This window comes from Lewinella sp. 4G2 (assembly GCF_001625015.1).
Taxonomy (GTDB): domain Bacteria; phylum Bacteroidota; class Bacteroidia; order Chitinophagales; family Saprospiraceae; genus Neolewinella.
The window spans coordinates 3,202,984-3,222,259 of sequence record NZ_LVWJ02000014.1; the positions used below are offsets into that span (position 1 = coordinate 3,202,984).

The 19,276-nt window shown below is 57.3% G+C and carries 18 protein-coding genes; 5 read left to right on the top strand and 13 right to left on the bottom strand.

The window, feature by feature from the left end; genetic code table 11:
• Positions 1 to 7 precede the first annotated feature (7 nt).
• From A3850_RS13285 to A3850_RS13305, 5 genes are all read right to left on the bottom strand, one after another.
• Positions 8 to 1,201, bottom strand: coding sequence for a DUF4856 domain-containing protein (locus tag A3850_RS13285; protein WP_068217268.1), 1,194 nt, complete (start codon positions 1,199 to 1,201; stop codon positions 8 to 10).
• Positions 1,202 to 1,320: 119 nt separating this feature from the next.
• The gene (locus tag A3850_RS13290) at positions 1,321 to 1,800 is read right to left on the bottom strand and encodes a YkgJ family cysteine cluster protein (protein ID WP_068217271.1); all 480 of its coding nucleotides are present in this window, start codon (positions 1,798 to 1,800) and stop codon (positions 1,321 to 1,323) included.
• Complete coding sequence (locus A3850_RS13295) at positions 1,800 to 2,570, bottom strand: SGNH/GDSL hydrolase family protein (protein WP_197494055.1); 771 nt, start codon at positions 2,568 to 2,570, stop codon at positions 1,800 to 1,802. Before A3850_RS13295 ends, A3850_RS13290 begins: the two co-directional genes overlap by 1 nt.
• 49 nt (positions 2,571 to 2,619) lie before the next feature.
• Positions 2,620 to 2,841 (bottom strand): 4Fe-4S binding protein, encoded by a 222-nt coding sequence (locus A3850_RS13300; RefSeq protein WP_068217280.1) that lies wholly within the window; start codon positions 2,839 to 2,841, stop codon positions 2,620 to 2,622.
• Entirely contained in the window at positions 2,838 to 4,016 is a 1,179-nt protein-coding gene (locus tag A3850_RS13305) for an NAD(P)/FAD-dependent oxidoreductase (RefSeq protein ID WP_068217283.1), read from the bottom strand. Before A3850_RS13305 ends, A3850_RS13300 begins: the two co-directional genes overlap by 4 nt.
• A gap of 169 nt (positions 4,017 to 4,185) precedes the next feature.
• Here A3850_RS13305 and msrA point away from each other — a divergent pair, with 169 nt between their 5' ends.
• Positions 4,186 to 4,767: a peptide-methionine (S)-S-oxide reductase MsrA gene (gene msrA, locus A3850_RS13310; RefSeq protein ID WP_082921809.1), complete on the top strand. Its 582-nt coding sequence runs from the start codon at positions 4,186 to 4,188 to the stop codon at positions 4,765 to 4,767.
• 41 nt (positions 4,768 to 4,808) lie between these two features.
• Complete coding sequence (locus A3850_RS13315; protein WP_068217286.1) at positions 4,809 to 5,834, top strand: low specificity L-threonine aldolase; 1,026 nt, start codon at positions 4,809 to 4,811, stop codon at positions 5,832 to 5,834.
• Here the strand turns inward: A3850_RS13315 and A3850_RS13320 are convergent.
• Positions 5,831 to 6,541: a hypothetical protein gene (locus A3850_RS13320; RefSeq protein ID WP_068217288.1), complete on the bottom strand. Its 711-nt coding sequence runs from the start codon at positions 6,539 to 6,541 to the stop codon at positions 5,831 to 5,833. The genes A3850_RS13315 and A3850_RS13320 overlap by 4 nt on opposite strands.
• Before the next feature lie 108 nt (positions 6,542 to 6,649).
• On the bottom strand, positions 6,650 to 7,555 hold the full coding sequence (locus tag A3850_RS13325; RefSeq protein WP_068217291.1) for a thymidylate synthase: 906 nt from the start codon (positions 7,553 to 7,555) through the stop codon (positions 6,650 to 6,652).
• A 275-nt stretch (positions 7,556 to 7,830) separates the two neighbouring features.
• Between A3850_RS13325 and A3850_RS13330 the strand changes: the two genes are divergently transcribed.
• From A3850_RS13330 to A3850_RS13340, 3 genes are all read left to right on the top strand, one after another.
• Positions 7,831 to 8,697 (top strand): SDR family NAD(P)-dependent oxidoreductase, encoded by an 867-nt coding sequence (locus tag A3850_RS13330; RefSeq protein ID WP_082921810.1) that lies wholly within the window; start codon positions 7,831 to 7,833, stop codon positions 8,695 to 8,697.
• A gap of 166 nt (positions 8,698 to 8,863) precedes the next feature.
• Complete coding sequence (locus A3850_RS13335; protein WP_068217295.1) at positions 8,864 to 10,168, top strand: dicarboxylate/amino acid:cation symporter; 1,305 nt, start codon at positions 8,864 to 8,866, stop codon at positions 10,166 to 10,168.
• Positions 10,169 to 10,506: 338 nt separating this feature from the next.
• Complete coding sequence (locus tag A3850_RS13340; RefSeq protein WP_068217298.1) at positions 10,507 to 11,946, top strand: NAD(P)/FAD-dependent oxidoreductase; 1,440 nt, start codon at positions 10,507 to 10,509, stop codon at positions 11,944 to 11,946.
• Between the two features lie 345 nt (positions 11,947 to 12,291).
• Here A3850_RS13340 and A3850_RS13345 read toward each other — a convergent pair whose 3' ends face one another.
• From A3850_RS13345 to A3850_RS13370, 6 genes are all read right to left on the bottom strand, one after another.
• On the bottom strand, positions 12,292 to 13,779 hold the full coding sequence (locus tag A3850_RS13345; protein ID WP_068217301.1) for a Na+/H+ antiporter NhaC family protein: 1,488 nt from the start codon (positions 13,777 to 13,779) through the stop codon (positions 12,292 to 12,294).
• A 173-nt stretch (positions 13,780 to 13,952) separates the two neighbouring features.
• Positions 13,953 to 14,321, bottom strand: a complete 369-nt coding sequence (locus A3850_RS13350; RefSeq protein WP_068217303.1) for a diacylglycerol kinase family protein — start codon at positions 14,319 to 14,321, stop codon at positions 13,953 to 13,955.
• Entirely contained in the window at positions 14,318 to 14,533 is a 216-nt protein-coding gene (locus A3850_RS13355) for a hypothetical protein (RefSeq protein ID WP_068217306.1), read from the bottom strand. The genes A3850_RS13350 and A3850_RS13355 overlap by 4 nt, the downstream gene beginning before the upstream one ends.
• An 89-nt stretch (positions 14,534 to 14,622) precedes the next feature.
• Positions 14,623 to 15,984 carry a vanadium-dependent haloperoxidase gene (locus A3850_RS13360; RefSeq protein ID WP_068217309.1) on the bottom strand — a complete coding sequence of 454 codons (1,362 nt, stop codon included), beginning with the start codon at positions 15,982 to 15,984 and terminating at the stop codon, positions 14,623 to 14,625.
• A 417-nt stretch (positions 15,985 to 16,401) separates the two neighbouring features.
• Positions 16,402 to 17,820: a cytosine permease gene (locus A3850_RS13365; RefSeq protein ID WP_068217312.1), complete on the bottom strand. Its 1,419-nt coding sequence runs from the start codon at positions 17,818 to 17,820 to the stop codon at positions 16,402 to 16,404.
• A 64-nt stretch (positions 17,821 to 17,884) separates the two neighbouring features.
• Entirely contained in the window at positions 17,885 to 19,258 is a 1,374-nt protein-coding gene (locus tag A3850_RS13370; protein ID WP_068217315.1) for an FGGY-family carbohydrate kinase, read from the bottom strand.
• Positions 19,259 to 19,276 lie beyond the last annotated feature (18 nt).

A 19,276-nucleotide genomic window follows, 5' to 3' on the forward strand; every position in this document is an offset into this window, starting at 1 on the left:
ACAGTAATTACTGTGCGGCCTTTGCTACGTCAATACCGTAAGCAGCGCCAATCTCGTTGGCCAGCGTTTCCAGTACTGCGGGGTCGAGCGTCCAGAACCCGCCGTTGTCTTCGTTGAGCAAGGTCAGCAAGTAGGCGTCACTTCCGGTGCGGTCGCCGCCGATGAAGCGGAGGGAGTAGATGAAGCCGTAGCCTTCACTGAGGTCGTGGAAAGCACCACCCGTATTTTGGGGGTTCGCTTCCAAAGCTGCTTTGCCCTGCATCAGGTAGTAGATGGCGCGGATGGCGATCACGTCACTAAGGTTCTCAATGATGATATCCGCTTGGCGGTCCCGTTCGGCGTAATCGCCCGCCACGATGGCGGCGCGTCCGGTCCGGAAGGCCGTCGCAACCGTCTCGGCAATGCCGGCGTAGTCCTCATCTCCCTCAACGCGGCCGAGGTACTTGTTCAGAAAGCCATCGGCGGAGCCCAGGTCATCCAGTGGGGTAGCGGGGGTTGCGGAACCTCCGAAGAGGTAACCAAAGCCTTCGTCCCACTTGTGTTCCATCGTTGTGTAGGGCTTGCCGTCGGCGGTGATGGCTGCATCGTTATCCGCACGATTGGTACCGGCGTCCAGTACGCTATTGTCGAGGTAGTTATTGGCTAGCTGGTCGTACATGAGTCCACCGATCAATCCCTTGACGAAGGCCTGGTTGTACTCCAAACCGAGAGCGCTCACGTAGCGGGCGCTCCCGCCGTCGGCGACCTGTCCGGGTTGGCCGGGCGCGGCCATTTCGTTCCAGTTGGTGAATACCTCGAGGGACTGGCCAGTGATGTAGGCATCAAAGTCAGCTTTGATTGCTGCGGCATCCACTGAGTTCGTGGCGAAGAGAGCGGAACTCGCGGCTACTTTACTGCGTACGGATTTAGTACTGGCATTCAACTCCGCGTCCGCAAAAGGGGTAGTCCCGGCAGTATTGCGAAACATATTGTTTAGGTCGTCGCGAGACTTTGTCGGGTCCAACAACGCTTCGTTGAGCTCGGCGGCCATCGCGAGGCGCGTGGTCTGCCCGGAGAAGCTGACCGTACTGGTTCCAGCACGTTCGAAAGTATAAGTGTCCGGTACTTCCAGTGTAGGAGTTAGGGAGGTGTCGTCGTCCTCACAGGAGGCAAAAAATCCGATGAAGGCGAGAAGGCTGAGGAGGCGAATGGTGTAGGTCATTTGGCGCTATGTTTATCTGTATCAAATCCAGATAGTGCAAATGTCGCCCGCCAAAACCACCCGTGCAAGTGTTTTGCGGCTTATCTTGAATTTATCTTAATAAGGGTTTCGACTTTAACTTAAGCCTGCTTCAAACGGCGCACAATTTCGCCGACGGCAGGACAAACCAGCGTATTTCTGAGCGTCAGCGGTAGGATCTGCAGCATATTCTTCCGATCCGTGTGCGGGTATTCCCGGCAGGCCTTCGGGCGGGCGGAATAGACGGAGCAGTAATTGTCCGCTCCCAGGAATGGGCAGGGTGCTACGTTGAGTACGTAGTCGCCATCTCCATCTAGGTGGAGGTATTGTTGGACTAACTCCGCCGGCCGGATCCGCAGGTGGCTGGCCAACCGATCGATGTCCACGTCGCGGAAGATGGGGCTCGTCGTCTTACAGCAGTTCGCACAGTCCAGGCAGTCAACCTCCTGAAATACTTCGTCGTGCAGTTCGTGAAAGCGCTCGTCCAGGTTGCGCGGTGGGCGGGCCTTGAGCTTGCTGAAATACTTCTTGTTGCCCTTCTTTTCCTGGCGGGCGCGTTCGATGTGGGCCGGAACGTCCATCAAGGTTGTAGTTGCACCGCCAGGGCGGGGTAGAGCACCTCTTCCACCCAGCGGCCGTACTGGCTGGCTGACGGGTGAAGACCATCCGTGGCTACCAACGAAGGATCGTTCAAGCCCTCCCGGGAGATATCAGTGATGAAGTAGTTATTTACCCCGGCTGCATCCGTGATCTCTTTCGCCGCGGCGTTAAAACGGTCCACGCCCCGACTGATGTCTTCCCTTCCGTTACCAAACGGCGTAAAGGCATAGTCGGGGATTGATACTACAAACACCCTGTCGCTTTCACCCCCGGCCCGCTCAATGGCTTCTTGTAAAAGCTGCATAAATTCCATCCGGTATTCCTCCAAACTCCGGTTCTGAAATTGGTTGTTCACGCCGATGAGCAGGCTTACCAAATCATAGTTTTCTCGCAGATCATCGCGCCCCTTTATTCCGCGAATGAGATCGCCCGTCGTCCATCCATTCACCGCAACGATGTCCAGTACGTTAGCTTCGGTGGGCCAGGTGACGACCCCCTCCGTCTCCAGCCGGCGTAGCAATTGGCGGGGCCACTGCCCTTCCTCCGCTACGGAAGTACCGACGGTGTAACTATCTCCCAGCGCGAGGTAGGTGAAGGGAGCATCCGGAGTTGGTTCGGGTGGGGTTGGGGTAGTCATTCCATCGTCGTCGTCAGCACAAGCCAGGGTGAAAAATAGCAAGCACAGGTAGCAAAGATTTTTCATGGGCGCTGTCGCGGGTGCCGAGGTAAGGGCGAGTAATTTGTAGGACACGCCCAGTTGAAGTGATCCAGTTCAGCTTGGTCTCACCCACCATAAAAGGCTATTCCTGGACTAAGGTTTGGACAACAACCTTATGGGTGATCGCCCGCGTCGGACAAATTTCTTCGCACAACAGGCAGGCAATGTCGCAGGGGCGGTCCACTGCGATGGTATCGAAGGGGCTAATGAAGCCGGCCTCCTGCGGGCAGATGGCCACGCAGGCTCCACAGTTGATACAGGCGTTCCAGGATACGTCGAATAGGACGGGTTCTTTTTGGCTCATATCTTTTTGTATTCGGAGTTGGGGTCGAAGTAATCCGACATCGTTTCGTACAAATAGGCATCCCGGGTGGGGATATCCTCGTGGTGGAAGACGGCCGTTTTCTTGCGGTAGAGCTTCCACATCTTGTCGCCGAGGGCTTCCAGCCAGGCGTCCTGGTAGCCCTTCATGTCCGCGGCAGTGAAGGAGTTGCCGCCCTTCGCTAGGTGATCAATCAGGAAGCGGGCGGCAATCTTCCCACCGTTGAGGGCCGTGTGGATGCCACCGCCGGTGATGGGGTTGACGTGCCGCGCAGCGTCGCCCACCAAGATCATATTGTCCGCGTACTGAGTTCGTAAAGGAGCCGCCAGCGGAACGCCGCCGCCCTGCACTTCCAGGATCCGACTGTTGGCAAACCGGTCCTTAAAGAAGGACTGCTTGATGAACTTATCCAAGTGCCACTGCGCAGATTGCTTGGTCATGGTGGGGATCACTCCCAATCCGATCTCCGCGTAGCCGTGGCCCTTCGGGAATACCCAGGCGTAGCCACCCGGTGCCCATTCGTGGCCGGTGATGATCTCGAGTAAGCCTTCGGTTTCTACGTTGTCGACGATAAACTGCAGGCAACCCGCGAGCTCGGTGATCTTGATGTGGGTTTGCAACCCCGCCCACTTCCCGACCTGGCTCATCAATCCGTCAGCCCCGACGAGCACTTTGCAGGTAACGGCAATCTCTTCGTTGTACCGTTTTAGCTGAACGACGCAGCGGCCGTCGGGTAGGGGAGCGTAGCCTTTGGCCTCGGTCTTCAACCAGGTATCTACGCCGGCCCGTTCGGCCTGGGTCATGCAGTAGCGGTCGAAGCGGCGGCGGTCGACGACGTAGCCGAGGGGTTTCTTTCCCGGTTCCGGTCCGTATTCGTCCTCCTTCAGTTTGCGGTAATCGATCTTGGTGGCTTCGCCCACCTGGTTGTAGATGGCGAATCCGTAGATGGGTTCCAGGATGTACTCTTCGTCGAGGGGCAGATTCACTTCTTCGAGGGCGTGGCGGCTGACGGCACCGGAGCACTGGATCGGGGCACCGAGCTCCTGTTTTTTGTCCACCAGTAAGACGGAGAGACCTGCTTCCGCGGCGTAGCGGGCAACGGTGGCGCCGGCGGGTCCGGATCCGACGATCAACAGATCATATTCCAATGGGGTCATTCCTACGTGTTGGGTTGTCGCTCTGCATCAGGCGAGCAACTGGGTTGGCCGCTAATGTACCACCTTCCCCCTGCACCTGCGTCAGCGCCCGAATAAATAGGCGCCGGTTACTAACTCGCGGTGGGCGAACTAATTCTGGCCACAGCGATTTACTTGAAAAAGAAAATCAATGGCACATTTTGCGGAAGTTGTAACCGATGTAACGAATACCCCGACCCACGAAACGATCATCCTCGGCGGCGGCTGTTTCTGGTGCGTAGAGGCGGTCTTCGTAGAATTGAAGGGCATCAAGCGCGTGGTAAATGGTTACGAGGGCGGAAAGGAAGCCACGGCTAACTACGAAGCCGTGTGCTCTAAAAGTACTGATCACGTGGAAGTTGTACTAGTTGACTTCGACCCGACTATAATCTCTGCGAAGGAAGTATTAGAAGTGTTTTTTGCCACTCACGACCCCACGACGCCCAACCAACAGGGTAATGATCGCGGGCCGCAATACCGGAGCGCTGTTTTCTATACCACTGAAGAACAGCGGGAACTAACGGAAACCATCATGAAAAACACGGTACCGGGCCTGTACGGTAAGCCGGCCGTGACCGAGGTGGCGCCCCACACGACCTTCTACGCCGCAGAAGCTTACCACCAGGATTACTACCGCAAAGTTGGCGCCCGGAATAGCTATTGTAGCTTTGTGATCACGCCGAAGGTGGGTAAGTTTCGGAAGCAATTTTCTCATTTGCGGAAGGGAGCGTAGGGCGCAAAGCGCTGATTTCGACTATAGAATAAAACGTAGTGATGCCCGGCATTAACCTAATCTCCGATACCGCCACCAAACCAACAAAAGCCATGCTCGCCGCAATGATGGCGGCCGAAGTGGGCGACGACGTATTCGGACAAGACCCCACCGTAAACCGGCTCGAAGCGACGGCCGCCGAACGGTTTGGCATGGAGGCGGCACTGCTTTGCCCGTCCGGAACGATGACGAATCAGCTCGCCATTAAGTGCCATACCCGGGCCTTGGACGAGGTGATTTGCGAAGAGAAATCACACATCTACCAGTACGAAGCCGGGGTGTACAGTCTGCTTTCGAGCGTAAGCGTGAATCTGATCAAAGGGGAACGGGGGAAGATCAGCCCCGGGCAAATTTCCGCCGCGGTGAAGGACCACCAGGACTGGTTACCGATCTCCAAACTAGCTGTGCTGGAAAACACCTGTAACAAGGGTGGTGGCTCCATTTATACCATCGCACAAGCTCGGGAGTTAGCCGAGGAAGCCCGCCGCCACGACCTGGCCGTTCACCTCGACGGCGCGCGCCTTTTCAACGCCCTGGTGGAGACCGGCGAATCGTGCACGGATTGGGGAGCTACCTTTGATACCATTAGTATCTGCCTTAGTAAAGGATTGGGGGCGCCAGTGGGCAGTTTGCTACTGGGTGATAAAGATTTGATCAAACGGGCCCGCCGTTTCCGCAAGGCGATCGGAGGCGGAATGCGGCAGGCGGGCTACCTGGCCGCCGCTGGTCTGTATGCTTTGGAACACCACGTTGACCGGCTGAAAGAGGATAATGACCGAGCCAAACGATTGGGCGCAACCCTGAGCGAGTTGCCCTTCGTGGCCGGAGTAGAACCGGTGGAAAGCAACATCTGCATCTTCCACCTGGCTGGTGAGCGAAAGGCGGCGGACTTCCTCAAAGTGCTGGCGGACAAGGGAATACAGGCCGTGCCCTTTGGGCCACAGACCATCCGTTTCACCACGCACCTGGGCGTTAGCGATGAGGACATTACTCAAGTAATCTCTACCCTGGAAGAACTGGAATACTAACCGTATTTGATCTTGTGAGCGAGTGCATCCAGCATCTTCTGGTGGCGGCCCATATCGAATACCGTTTCCTTCAGGTTGCTGTCGACGACCAGCTCAACGCGGGTTTTTCCCTGTGGCAACGGTGTGATCCACAGCAGAATCTGTTCCCCAAAGCGGGCGTGGGAATTGCCGGCCGTCATTGCCTTTAAGGTTCCGCCCTCCCGGTCACCTCGTTCGATCTCGACGTTCTGGGCCCGCAGCGCCTGGACGCAGCGGTGGTAAGTCGCGCCGTAGGATTTGTCCGTTTCGACGGTGGTCCGCTTGGCCGACGGGCTACCCTGATAACCGATGGTTCCGGTAAATCCCTTCGCTTCCTCACTGTGGGCCGCCGGTTCTGGTTCCGGGTCTTTTTCGCGGTCCTTAAACTCGGGATCTAACTCCCGACCGAGGATGTCGGCGATGGAGCGGGGTTTCTCCACGATGGGGATGCGACTCAGTAGTAACTGCAATTGCTTGACGAGCGCATCGTTCTCGTTGCGAATTTCCAGCGGTGTATAGTCGCCCCGGCGCTTGCCCTGAAAGTGCTCGTACTGCCCGGTAAGCTTGGCCAGTTTCTCCCGATCGGCGGTAGCAGTCTCCGCAATGAGTGGCTCAATCAGTTCAATGGCGGGGCCAATGCGGTAGGCGCTGAGGTGCTGGTGGATGGTTTGCTTTTGCTGGCTGGTCATGATGGTTGGGAACTATTCGGTCACGCTCAAGATAAGCCTAAGCCAAAGAATAGTCGGTCTACAAGCACATCTTCCTACTCCTATGACTACCTCAGATCAGGACAAGCATCACACTGCCACCGGAGCTCGAATCCCCGGCGCGGGATCGTAACCTTCCAGGATAATGTCGTCAAACTCAATCTCGAAAATGCCGGGGGCACCGTCGCGGAAGGAGATGGTAGGTAGCGTTTTTGGCTCCCGACTGAGTTGCAGCGCTGTTTGCTCGAAGTGGTTGTTGTAGAGATGGGCGTCGCCCAGGGTGTGGACGAATTCACCCACTTCGTAACCGCACTCGCGAGCAACGAGGTGAATCAGCAGCGAATAGGTAGCGATGTTAAAAGGAACACCTAAGAACGTATCCGCCGAGCGTTGGTAGAGCTGGCAACTGAGCTTGCCTTCCGCCACGTAAAACTGGAAGAGGGTGTGACAGGGAGGAAGGCCGGCTTTCGCCATCTCGGGAATGTCTTCCGGGTTCCAGGCGGTGACGATGTGGCGGCGGCTGTTCGGATTTTGCTTGAGTGATTCGATGACGCCCTTCAACTGGTCGACGCCATTGAAGTTACGCCACTGCTTTCCGTAGACGGGGCCGAGCTCCCCCCACTTGGCGGCAAACTCATTGTCCTCGATCACGCGTTGTACGAAGCTTTTCATCTCCGTTTTCCAAGCATCGGAGTACTTAGGGAATTGCTCTTCTAAACCGTTCTCCTGCAGGTAATACTGAAAGGGCCACTCATTCCAGATCCGGACGCCGTGCTTGACGAGGTACTGCAAGTTGGTATCGCCGCGGATGAACCACAGTAATTCGTGGACGACGCTTTTCCAGTGGACTTTCTTCGTAGTGAGTAGCGGAAATCCCTGCGCCAAATCAAAACGCATCTGGTAGCCGAAGACGGATTTGGTGCCCGTTCCGGTGCGGTCGCCCTTTTCTACGCCGTTGTCCAGGATGTGTTGCAGGAGATCTTGATAGACTTTCATGGGTGGAGATTTCGGTAGGCTGGATTCTGGACAACTTCTTGTTAGAAATTGTGGCCCGCGTCCGGCATCGAAGAAAGGGCCGCAAAGCTAAGTGATTCCTAACGTTAGTGACGATCCACAGGCGCGACCGTCTCACGTGTAGGTACAACAAACAAAACGTTCACGCAACCCAAATTGTAGTTGGCCACTTTTAGATGGCGTAACGAGCGGAGACGTACCCACGGAATTTGACGCGGCCGCTTCTATTTCAAGTTTCATTTTAGTCCAAACCAAGCATGAACTATCAACCTTTTATCGGCAAGACTGCCATCATCACCGGTGCGGGTGAGGGTATCGGTTTTGCCATCGCCCAGCACCTCATGAATGAGGGCGCTAACGTTGTGATCAACGACATTAACCCGGACGCCATCGACAAAGCTTTAGCCAAGCTGAACGACGGCCACCACGACAACGTCGCTTACGGCATGCCCGGTGACGCCGGCAACGTAGAATTCATCCGTACAATGGTTGAATTCGCCGACAGCATCGAGGATAGCAATCTGGAAATGATCGTCCCTAACGCCGGCCTCACGGAGTTCGGTGACTTCTTTGAGTTTAATCCCGACAGCTTCCAGAAAGTCGTTGACCTTAACCTTCGCGGTACCTTTTTCCTGTGCCAGATCGGCGCGGCGAAGATGCGCGACAACGGCAGCCAGGGTAACATCGTACTCATCGGCAGCAACGTCGGTGAGCGGGCTTACCTCAACCTGGCCGCTTACGGCATGAGCAAGGCTGCCATTTCGATGCTGGCCAAGCAACTCACACTTCCCCTCGGTCCCCTGGGCATCAGCATCAACTGTGTCTCTCCGGGCGCCACGCTCACGGAGCGGACGGCCGCCGAAGTGGAGGATTACGCCGGCACCTGGGCCATCCTCAACCCCAACGGACGGGTCGGTACGACGGACGACGTGGCGCACGCCGTGTCTTTCCTCCTCAGCCCGCAGTCTCGCCACATCACTGGCCAGACTCTCCTGGTTGACGGTGGCTGGACGGCTTACGGACCTTCCCCGTACACGGCGGAGAAGATCAAGAACGCCAACCCGAGCTCAAAGAATACCACTAAGAATGGTGCACGAAAGGTCAGCATAGAGACTGGAAAATAGTCCGCTCGCGACCTTAAGCTACCTCGGCCAGCTGGTTGAGTGCGAAGGCGTGGTTCCCAACCGTTGTGGTGGGAGCCACGCCTTTCTTTTTGTCCGCAGGTGATGTGGTTGGAGAGATTTGTTGGTGGAGCCTATTTAATCCATCTCCCAAACTATCTTGCGGACTATGAAAAATCTCGCCCTCCACTGGAAGATCCTCATCGGCATGGCTGCCGGCATCCTGTTCGGTATCGTTGCCAATAAATTTGGCTGGGCGGAATTTGTCGGCGATTGGATCAAGCCCTTCGGGACGATCTTCATCAATAGCCTCAAACTCATCGCCATCCCACTGATCGTCGCGAGTTTGATCAAGGGCATTACGGACCTTAAAGACATCTCCAAACTCTCCGCCATGGGTGGCCGGACCATTGCTATTTACGTAGCAACGACGGTGGTGGCAATCGTCATCGGCCTCGGGGTGGTGAACCTGGTTAAGCCGGGCGCATCTATCGATCAGGGCACCCGCGATTCCCTGCTCGCCGATTACGCTGCGGATGCCGGCAAACGCATTGCGGCCGCTGAGGGGCAATCCGCCGCCGGACCGCTGCAGGCTTTGGTTGATTTGGTGCCTGATAATATCGTCGGCGCCGCTTCCAGCAATGGCAATATGCTCCAGGTCATCTTTTTCGTCATCTGCTTCGGCATCGGTCTGGTCCTGATCGCTCCCGAAAAGGCCAAACCGGTCAAAGATTTCTTCGACGGGGTGAATGACGTGGTCCTCAAACTCATCGATCTGATTATGATTGCGGCCCCGTACGGCGTTTTCGCGCTCCTGGCTGCCTTAGTGGTGGAGTCGCCTTCGCAAGCCCTATTCATTGCGCTCATTAAGTACAGCCTGTGCGTACTGGCGGGCCTGGCGGTGATGATTTTCATCGTTTATCCCGTGCTGGTGGTGACCTTTACGGGCCGCAGTTACGGTTCTTTCTTCGCGGGTATGAGCCCGGCGCAACTGTTGGCCTTCTCGACCAGCTCATCCGCCGCCACCCTGCCGGTTACGATGGAGCGCGTCGAAGAGCACCTCGGGGTAGATGAGGAGGTAACGAGTTTTGTTCTCCCCATCGGCGCCACCATCAATATGGATGGCACCAGTCTATACCAGGCCGTTGCCGCAGTCTTCATCGCCCAGGCCTACGGGATGGAGCTGGGTCTCGGTGCCCAGTTGGGTATCATCACAACGGCGCTGGCGGCGTCCATCGGCTCCGCTGCCGTCCCCGGTGCGGGGATGGTGATGTTGGTCATCGTCCTCGGCCAGGCGGGTATCCCCGAAGCGGGCCTCGCCCTCATATTCGCCGTTGACCGCCCGCTGGATATGTGTCGCACCGTCGCTAACGTGACGGGGGATGCTACGGTGGCGATGCTGGTGGGTAAATCGGTTGGGAAGTTGGGGGAGCCGGTGGAACGGCGGTTGGATGATCATTATGGGGTGGGGTGATTGATTCTTTGGTAGACACGAAAACCCAGGGTCGCATCGGCTACGCCTCTTTGACCCTGGGCTAGTGGGGACCCCTTTAGGGTCCAACGATGGAAGGATAGAAGACTCGGGATCTCTAGAGACAAAGCAGCGCCGCAGGCCTCTCCATCTCTCCAACCTCCCCAACTCCTGCGAAATAAATCCCGCGAGTAGCAGGGGGCGCTGCCGCAGGTGCCAAACAATAGGCAAGCAATCAGTATCGGCCAAAATCGCATGTGGCAACTGTCGCCAACGGACGGAGCACCAACGGAAAGAGTAAACCTTCACCAAGGGAAAACCTTCTACCCAAAAACCAACCCGTGGCCAAAGACTCAACCTACGACCTAATTGTAATCGGCGCCGGCGCCGGAGGACAGGGCGCCGCCGGCTTCGGCTCCATGATCGGGTTGAAGGTGGCCCTGATCGACAAGGAGGCGAAGAACTTCGGCGGGGATTGCCTGAACTACGGTTGCATTCCCTCCAAAGCCTTGTTGCACGTGGCCGCCCAATTTGCCGGCGCGAAGGAAGCGGAGAAATTTGGCCTCCAAACTTCGGGCAAGGCCGACTTTAAAAAGGTGATGGCGTACGTCCACGCCCAACAGGAGGTTATCCGGGCTAAGGAGACGCCTGAGTATTTCGCGGAGGAATTTGGTACGGAATGCATCATCGGTACCGCCCGACTGAGTGAAAGACGAGAGGTAACCGTAAACGGTAGAACGTTACGGGCACGGCGGATTGTTTTGGCGACGGGTAGCGTCCCCCGCCACCTGGACTTGCCCGGTTCGGATGCCGTGAAACAGTGGGACAACGAATCTCTCTTCTGGGAACTAGACGAATTACCGGGACATCTCCTCATCATCGGTGGTGGTCCCATCAGTTGTGAGATGGCCCAGGCTTTCGTCCGCCTCGGTAGCCGGGTGACGCTGCTCGTGCGGGGAAACCGGCTGTTACAAAAAGATCCACCGAAAATGGGAGAGATCCTGGCCGAACGGCTGCGCTATGAAGGGGTTGACTTAAGGTTGGAGACGGAAATAGCGTCCTTCTCGCAGCCTTTCCAGGCCTTGTTGAAAGATAGTGGAGAGGAAGTTGATTTCTCTCACTTGCTGGTGGCGATCGGCCGCACCGTCCGCACGGAAGGGCTCGGCCTCGCGGATGCTGGAGTCGAAGTAAAAAATGGCAAGATCGTCGCTGATGATTACTACCGGACGACGAACAAGCACGTCTACGTCGTCGGGGATGCCTACGGCCGGGAGATGTTCAGCCACGGCGCCGAAAAACACAACACGGATCTGTGGACCAACCTCCTCAGCCCCATCGACAAACGCCACCGCCTCGATAATTTCTCTTGGGTCACCTTCACCGACCCGGAGATCGCCCACTTCGGCCTCACCGCGGACCAACTGGACGAACGCGGCATCAGCTACCGCACCATCCACCAATCCCTGGAACATGACGACCGTGCCGTCGCCGCCGATTTCCGATACGGGCACCTGATCCTCTACGTCAAAACCAGTTGGCGGGGGAAGGGCAAGTTACTCGGTGGTTGCCTCGCCGCCCCGGCTGCGGGAGAGATGATTCAGGAGTTGTCTCTACTGCAAACCCTGGGCAAGAAGTACAGTACGCTTACCCAGAAGCTCTACGCCTATCCCGTGGCCAGCCGTATCCACCAAAAACCGGCGCGAGACGAGGCGGCGAAGGTGTTGAAATCCGCTGCCGTAGCTAAGGCGATGCGGGTAGCGTTCCGTCTGCAGAATAGGTAGCCTGACGTGGACGTAAGAAGCACGGCCCCGAAGGGCCCGCCTGCGTAGCGATGGCACTGGCGTCAGCCTGGCCCATCGTACAGGGGCGAAGTTGGATCAAGCGAAGGTGGCGAGAATAAAAATGATGCCTTCGAGCAAATCCGGACCGGAGGTCCGGAACCGAGAACCGTGGGGAACCAAAGGCAAAAGAAGCACGGCCCCGAAGGGCCCGCCTACGTAGCGATGGCACTGGCGTTAGCCTGGCCCATCGTACGAGGGCGATGTTGGACCAAACGTTGGTGTAGTTATCGCAGGTGATAACTAACAGAAAATCCGGACCGGAGGTCCGAAACCGGCACGGAACCTTCAAACCAAGCCCAACACCAAATACAACAAACAAGCCAACCCACCAGCAATCCCCGCATAAGGCAGCTGCGTCTTCACGTGGTCCACGTGATCAGTAGCGGAGGCCATGCTGCTCAGGATGGTTGTATCGGAAATGGGGGAGCAGTGGTCGCCGAAAACGCCACCACCCAGCACGGCGGCGATGGCCATCAGCACGTTGGCATCGAGATCGCGGGCCATCGGGACGGCGATCGGAATCATGATCGCAAAGGTGCCCCAGCTCGTACCGGTGCTGAAGGCGATGAAGCACGTCACCACGAAAACGAGGAAGGGGACGAGGCCGGGGGAAAGGAATCCCTTCGCCACGTCCGCTACGTAAATGCCGGTTTCCAATTTTTTGCATAATCCACCAATGGCAAAAGCGAGGAGCATCAGCAGGGCCAGCGGGATGAGGCCGGCGATCCCCTTTAGTACGAGGTCTACGCTTTCGCGGATGCCGAAGATCCCCTGCACTTTGTAGTAGGCCATGCTGACCAGTATGCTCAGGGTCACGGCTACCAGCACGGCGGTTGACCCGCTTCCACTGCCGATGGCCTGGAAGACCAATTCCATCGCACCTGCGTCAGCGCCCAAGAGCTCTTTGGCAGAGGACCAGCCCGTATAGGCCAGCATGAAGGGCATGAAAACGACCATCACCACGATGGGTAGAATCATGTTGCGCGCACGTTGGGGCACGCCTTCCTTGGCGGAGATATCGGTGAGTTCAGTATCGACGACGGGAGTGGCTCCCTCGCTGAGGACTTCGCCCGCAGCGGCCCGTTCGGCGGCCTTGCGCATGGGCCCGAAATCGCGTTTCAGGAGAATGATGACCGGCACCAGCAGCAGCGCAAAGATGGCGTAGAAATTGTAGCCGATGGCTTGGATCATCGTGCTGAAAGGGTTGGCAAAACCCTCCGCCGCTAGCAGCGTCATGATGAAAGCGCCCCAGCCGTTGAAGGGGATGAGGATGCTACTCGGTGCGCTGCTCGAGTCTGCGATGTAGGCCAGTTTCTCGCGGCTAATGCCCAGTTTATCGAAGATCGGTCGGTAAAGCGTGCCGACGGTGAGGACGCTGATGCTAGACTCCACGAAGACGAGTGCGCCCGTCAGCCAGGCCAGTAATTGGACGACAACCCGGCCCTTGCCATCCGCCTGCGCTTCGTACTTCGCCAGCCTCCGCTCGACGGCCGCGATGAAGCCCGCCACGCCACCCGAGCGCTGCATGAACACAATGAGCGAACCGACGAGGGCGCAGAACATGATCGTCCGCGTGTTGCCGGCATCCGCGAACACATCGACCAGCCCTTGCATCGTATCCAGGAAGCCCAGCCACGGATTACCGCCGGCCAGAATGACATAGCCCAGGAAGATGCCCGCAATCAGCGAAATGAAAACCTGGCGCGTAGCGATGGCCAAAATGATGGCGATGACGGGAGGGAGGAGGGTGAGGATGCCTAGGGTTTCTGCCATAGGGGGAAGATAAGAACTCGGGACGGTCGTCGGACGATTCACCATATTTTGCGTAGCAAAATTTGGCATCGTCCGCCGACTATTGTAAGGTCTAATCTAAGTTTAGGCATGGCTGAGTCGTCGGACGATACTAATCTTGCGCTTCGCTACAGATTAGTGAATCGGCCGACGACTTAGACAAACTCATCCACCACCAATAGAATAGCAATCACCCCCGAGGCCATACTCGCGAAGAGGACTCCGGCGGCGGCGACGTCTTTGGCTTTGCCGGCCAGGACGTGGTATTCGGGGGAGACCAAATCTACTACGTACTCTACTGCGGTATTCAAGGCTTCGGCGGCGAGGACCAGGCCTACGCAGAGTATCACGATGCACCATTTCCAGAGGGCGAAATCCAGGAAGGTGCAAACGGCCATCATGGCGAAGAAGGCGGCGATATGAATTTTGGAGGGGGCGTGGTTGGCCAGAAGATCCCACGCGCCTTTGAAGGCGTAGCCGAAGGCCGCCCAGCGCGATTTGGAGAACTCAATGAATTTTTTCATGCTTGCATCCACTCGATCTCACCGCGCAACAGTACGTACAGCACGAGTGCGAGGGCCGGGGCGAGCCAACCGGTCAGGGTGTACCGATAATAAGCGGATGCGACCCTGCTGGGTTCGATCCATTCTACAATATGGCTGATGGACCATACGGCAAAACAGATTGCGCCAATGATGGCCGCGAAGAGGGTGCCGGCGTATTCCGCCGCCCACATCAGGATGAGGTAGGCCGTCAGTTGGGCAAGGAAGGCTAGGAGGTAATTGATGGTGGAGGCTACTGGGGCGGGAAATCGCGGTGAATGGCTTACTTCTTGGAAATGACTTTCCCACGCAGCTTTTGCAATAAGTGGTTGCCTACGTTTTCGCCCTGAATGACGCCTTCGGTGATGGCGGGCATGTAGTGAATGCCTCCGTACAAACGGCTGATGGCGGCTTCCTCACTGGCGTGTTTGAAGCTGGTGTAGCTTCGTTCCGGGAGGTCATATTCTACTTCGGAGTCGTCCGTGAAGGCAAAGTCTTCGCCGTAGAGGTCCGTCAGCACGATCGCACAGGCGCGGCTCACCACGCTGTGGCCGGAGGTGTGCTCGGGGAAAGGAGGCGTCTGGAGCAGCGGTGCCCAGTCTTCGTCGATGTGGGTGTTGATGAAGGTTTCGGGGCGGACGAGGTTGGAGCGGTATTTTTCGTCCCAGCAACTGATGAAGCCGTCGTGCATGGCCATGCTCACGAGGGCGTAGGCTTCCACGGTTTTGGCGAAATCGGCCTTTGCGAGGCGGCTGGTGATGGCCGTAATGTTGATCCAGTGGCCGCCGGGGGTGATTTTTTTCGTGGCGAACATCATGTGCCCCACGTGGTGGCTGACGTAGGGATTGCAGTCCCAAAATTTAGCGATGGCGATGCGTTCGGCGCGTTCGGCTTCGTCCTCCACTTTCAGGGCGTCGTAGACGATCTCGGCGCCTTTGAACCAGTCCGAGCCTTCCTTCGGGTCGTACTCCGTGGGTGGTTTGGGCTTGAATTGGTCGGCGCTTTCTAGGGTGAAGGGGCGAATCTTTGCCCAGCTCGGTTCGATGCCGTCCATGTAATCCGGCGGGGTGGGTTGCCACTTCGAGGGGTCGCGCGTCACGCTGTATTTCGGGAAGGTCCGCGACTGTTTGTAGAGGTCACCATCGTACCAGGCAATCACGTGGTCGGCAACGCGGTGGCCGTATTCGATGGAGGCGAACAGCACTTCGTCGGGCACCCCGATGTCGTCGATTTCTATGACGAGGGAATCGGTGAAGGTTTGCAGCCGATCTTCAGAAAAGATGAGGGATTTGCCCACTTTCTGCTGGGCGGCGATGGCGGCGATCGGGTAGCTGATCTCCACGTCGGAGTTGGGCGCTGGCGCGGGTGCGAGGTGGGGAATACGGCCAGCCAGACTCTCCAGTTCCGGATCACCCGCAGCGAGGGCTTCGTAACCAGCAATGGAGGAATAGGCATAAATACGGCCGGCAACGGGCGGGGAAAAGATGTCGTGCACAATCACGTCCGTCAACTGCTTAACGGACCGGTGGTAGAACTCTGGTTGGGCGACTTCTTCCTGGTAGTTCGGGTTGATGTCTTCGCCGCAGGAAGTGACCAGGAGGGAAAGGGTTACTAGCGGGAGGAGAAGGTGGCGGGCGAGTTGCATGTCACGCGGGTTTTATTCGGTACGGCTACGCCGAGTTCAAAAAAGGCGTATTAAGGAAACAAAGGTACGCAGTTGGGTGGTTGAGGGAGATGCGTAGGTTGTTTGTTGTTAAGAGGACCTTTTTTTGATTCTCGATTGGCGATTCTTGATTGGCTCCGCACGCGACAGATACTCGATACTCGATTCTCGATACTCGATTCTCGATTTGCTCCGCACGAGGTCGATATGTGACATTTGATAGGTTATAGTTGATATGTGATTTGCTCCGCACGCGACAGATTCTCGATTCTCGATACTCGATTAGCGATTGGCTCCGCACGGCTCAGGCACTCGCCACTCGCCACTCGTCACTCGCTACTCGAAACTTGCTACTCGCCACTCACTACTCGCTACTCGAAACTTGCCACTCGATACTCGTCACTCGCCACTCGATACTCGCTGCAAGCGTTTACTGAAGACCAAAAACAACACGCCACAGAGCAGCCAAGCCGGCAGAGTTACGAAGGAGACGAAAATGTTGAACTGGAGGGAAAGGAAGTAGAAGAGGCCGAAGCTGATGGCCCAGGCACCCAGCACCGCAGGGTTGAACTGGAGGCCGGCGACTTCCGCGTAATTCTTCTGAATGCCCGCCTGTTTGTGGAAGAAGTGCTCGAAGACGATCACCGCACCGAAGGGGGCCAGGACGAAACCGTAGAAGCCTACGAAACCAAGGAGCTGCATGGCGAAAGCGGGGAAGAGGCCCGCCACCGTCGCCAGGGTGCCGGCGATGAGGACGCCCCAGGCCGCCGGCTTTTTGGGGATGAGGGTTTGGAAGGCCAGACCGGCGCGGTAAATGGTGGGGTTGGCGGTCGTCCAGCCGGCGAGGACTACGGCAATGATGCCGAACCAGCCGATGGCGTTGTAGGCAAGAGGGCCGGGAGCCACTTTGATGTCTCCACTTTCGAGCATGGCTACGCCTTCGGGGGTGCGGAGGAAAACGGCGAACAGCAGGGCGGCGGCAATCCAGGCCATGTAGTGGCCGACGTACATGCCGGCGGCGGTCGTCCAGCCGGAGGAGGCTTTTTTGGCGAAGCGGAAGACGGAGAGGTCGGACATCCCGATGTGCATGGCGGCGTTGGCGAACCAGGACCAGATAACCACGTGCCAAAAGGTGTACTTGATGGAGCCGCCCATGGGCTCACCGCCGTCGCCCCAAATCGCCCAGAACTCGTCAAAGCTACTGACGCCCAGTTGGCCGAGGGCCACGAAACCACACACCAGGAAGGCCAGGACGATAATGGGGGACATCCAGCCAGCCGCTTTCGACACCGTATCGTAACCCTTCGCGGCGATCAGGGTAGTGACGGCACCCACCAGCAATACGATGATGACGTAACTGATTCCGTTTGGCCCGACGGCATCGAGCGCGGGCATTTCCATCCCGACGGGGATACCGATGGCCGTTGCGGAAACGGTGAACATCGATCCGGCCAGGAAGCAGAAGAGCACCCCGTTTGCGACATTGTAGAACTTCACGAGGGTCGCGCCACTTATCTTTTCCAGCTGAAAATAAAGCGTCAACCGGTTTTTGATGGCTACCTCCGCCGTCAGGAAACGCCAGCTGAGGACGGCCAGGAAATTACCCAGCAGCAGACCGACGATGAGGTCGAAGGCGCTTACACCGGCCGTCAGAAAGAGGGGGCCAATCATAAATTCGGTACCGGCAGCGTGTTCGCCGGCGTACATGCCGAGGAAGCTTTTCCAGCCCTTCCAACGGGAGGCGGGGACGGGTTCGCGCTCGAATTCACCGCCGGCGGCGTCTTCCAGGTATTCTTCTTCTTGGGTGTTCTGTAGCATGATCGGAAAAACTAAGGTGGAGGGAAAGTTGTAACGGCGGTTCGGAATCTACTTCTGGATCGGTCTAATTTAAGATGTACGGTTGGTGCTTGCGCAATCCGTAATTCTGTTTCAGGAATTTGGAGTCCAGGGTTTTGTCCGAAATGGCGATCGCGGCGCCGAGGGCGGAACCCAGGGACGAGTCCGTCGTCCGGACTTTGAGGTGGCGGTAGCGGTGGGCGATTAGTTTTACGTAGACGGCGTTGTCGCTGAAGCCACCGTCGATGAAGAGTTTGCGGACTTTCGTTTCGCCCAGGGCCGCGTCGAGGCTGCGGCACTGGAAGTCGACCAATTCGCGCATGAGTTGGTGGTAGGCGCGTTCGTAGGTCCAGGACTTCGGCAGTTTGGTTTTGCCCGGCTGCCCGGTGTTGTCCAGGTGCTTGAAGTGGAAGCGGGGTTTGGGCTTGGCCGCTAGCTCATCGTTGATCTTCCGGTTGAAGGTGACGGATTTGTGGCGGCTGCGGTCTACTCCGTAATGTTCGGCCAGGGTGGTGATCTGGTGTTTGTACTCCTCGCCGAGGAAGAGCCGGGCGGCCTTCACCGGTTTGCCGTCGATACGCATGTAGTTGATGCAGTTGCGGTCGAGGTCCTCCTGCGTAAGCTGGCCTTCGGCGAAGGGGTTCAGCGAGATGCTCCAGGTGCCGGTGGAGATGAGGACAAAGGGCTTCCGTTCCGAGCGGATGTACGGCAGCAGGGCCGCCGAACTGTCGTGAATCCCCACGCCGATCTTCATCCGCCGACCGTTGTAGTTCATGTTGATGCTCGTCTCGGTCGAAACGATGGGGGGAAGTACGCGGTGGATGTCTTCCTTATATACCCATTTGTGATAATCCCCCTTTCCGTAATCCCACAGCGCCGTGTGGCAGCCGATGCTCGTGTATTCGCTGATGGGAATTCCCGTAAAGACGTAGCTCAGGAATTGGGGGAGGTGGAGGGAGTACTTGATCTTCCGAAACACCTTCGGCCGGTGGTGCTTGAGCCAGTACAATTGCATCCCCGAATTCAACATCCCCGATGGGGGAGATCCGGTGCTCATGGTGAGGGTATTCCCGGGCCCATACCTGCGTTCAAAATCCTTGCTTAGCACCTGCGGCAGCGCCTTCTCGTAATTGTAGAGCGGCGTGAGGACCTGGCCGTCCGCATCGAGGTGGACGAAGCTGGCGCCGTAGCTCGAAAAATTGATGGCCTTGACGTGGTACTCGCGGGCCTCGAGGATGCGGTGAAACACCTCGCATAGCCAGCTGCTGAGGGCGTCGACGTCTTCGGTGGGGAAGCCATCCTCGTCCTCGATCATCTCGAAAGTGACGTATTCCCGGTGGACCTCGCGGAAATCCTCGTCGAAGAGAAAGAACTTCTTATTGCTGCGGCCAATGTCGAAAACGGCGGTGACGCTTTGCATTTGGGTGGTTTGTGGAAA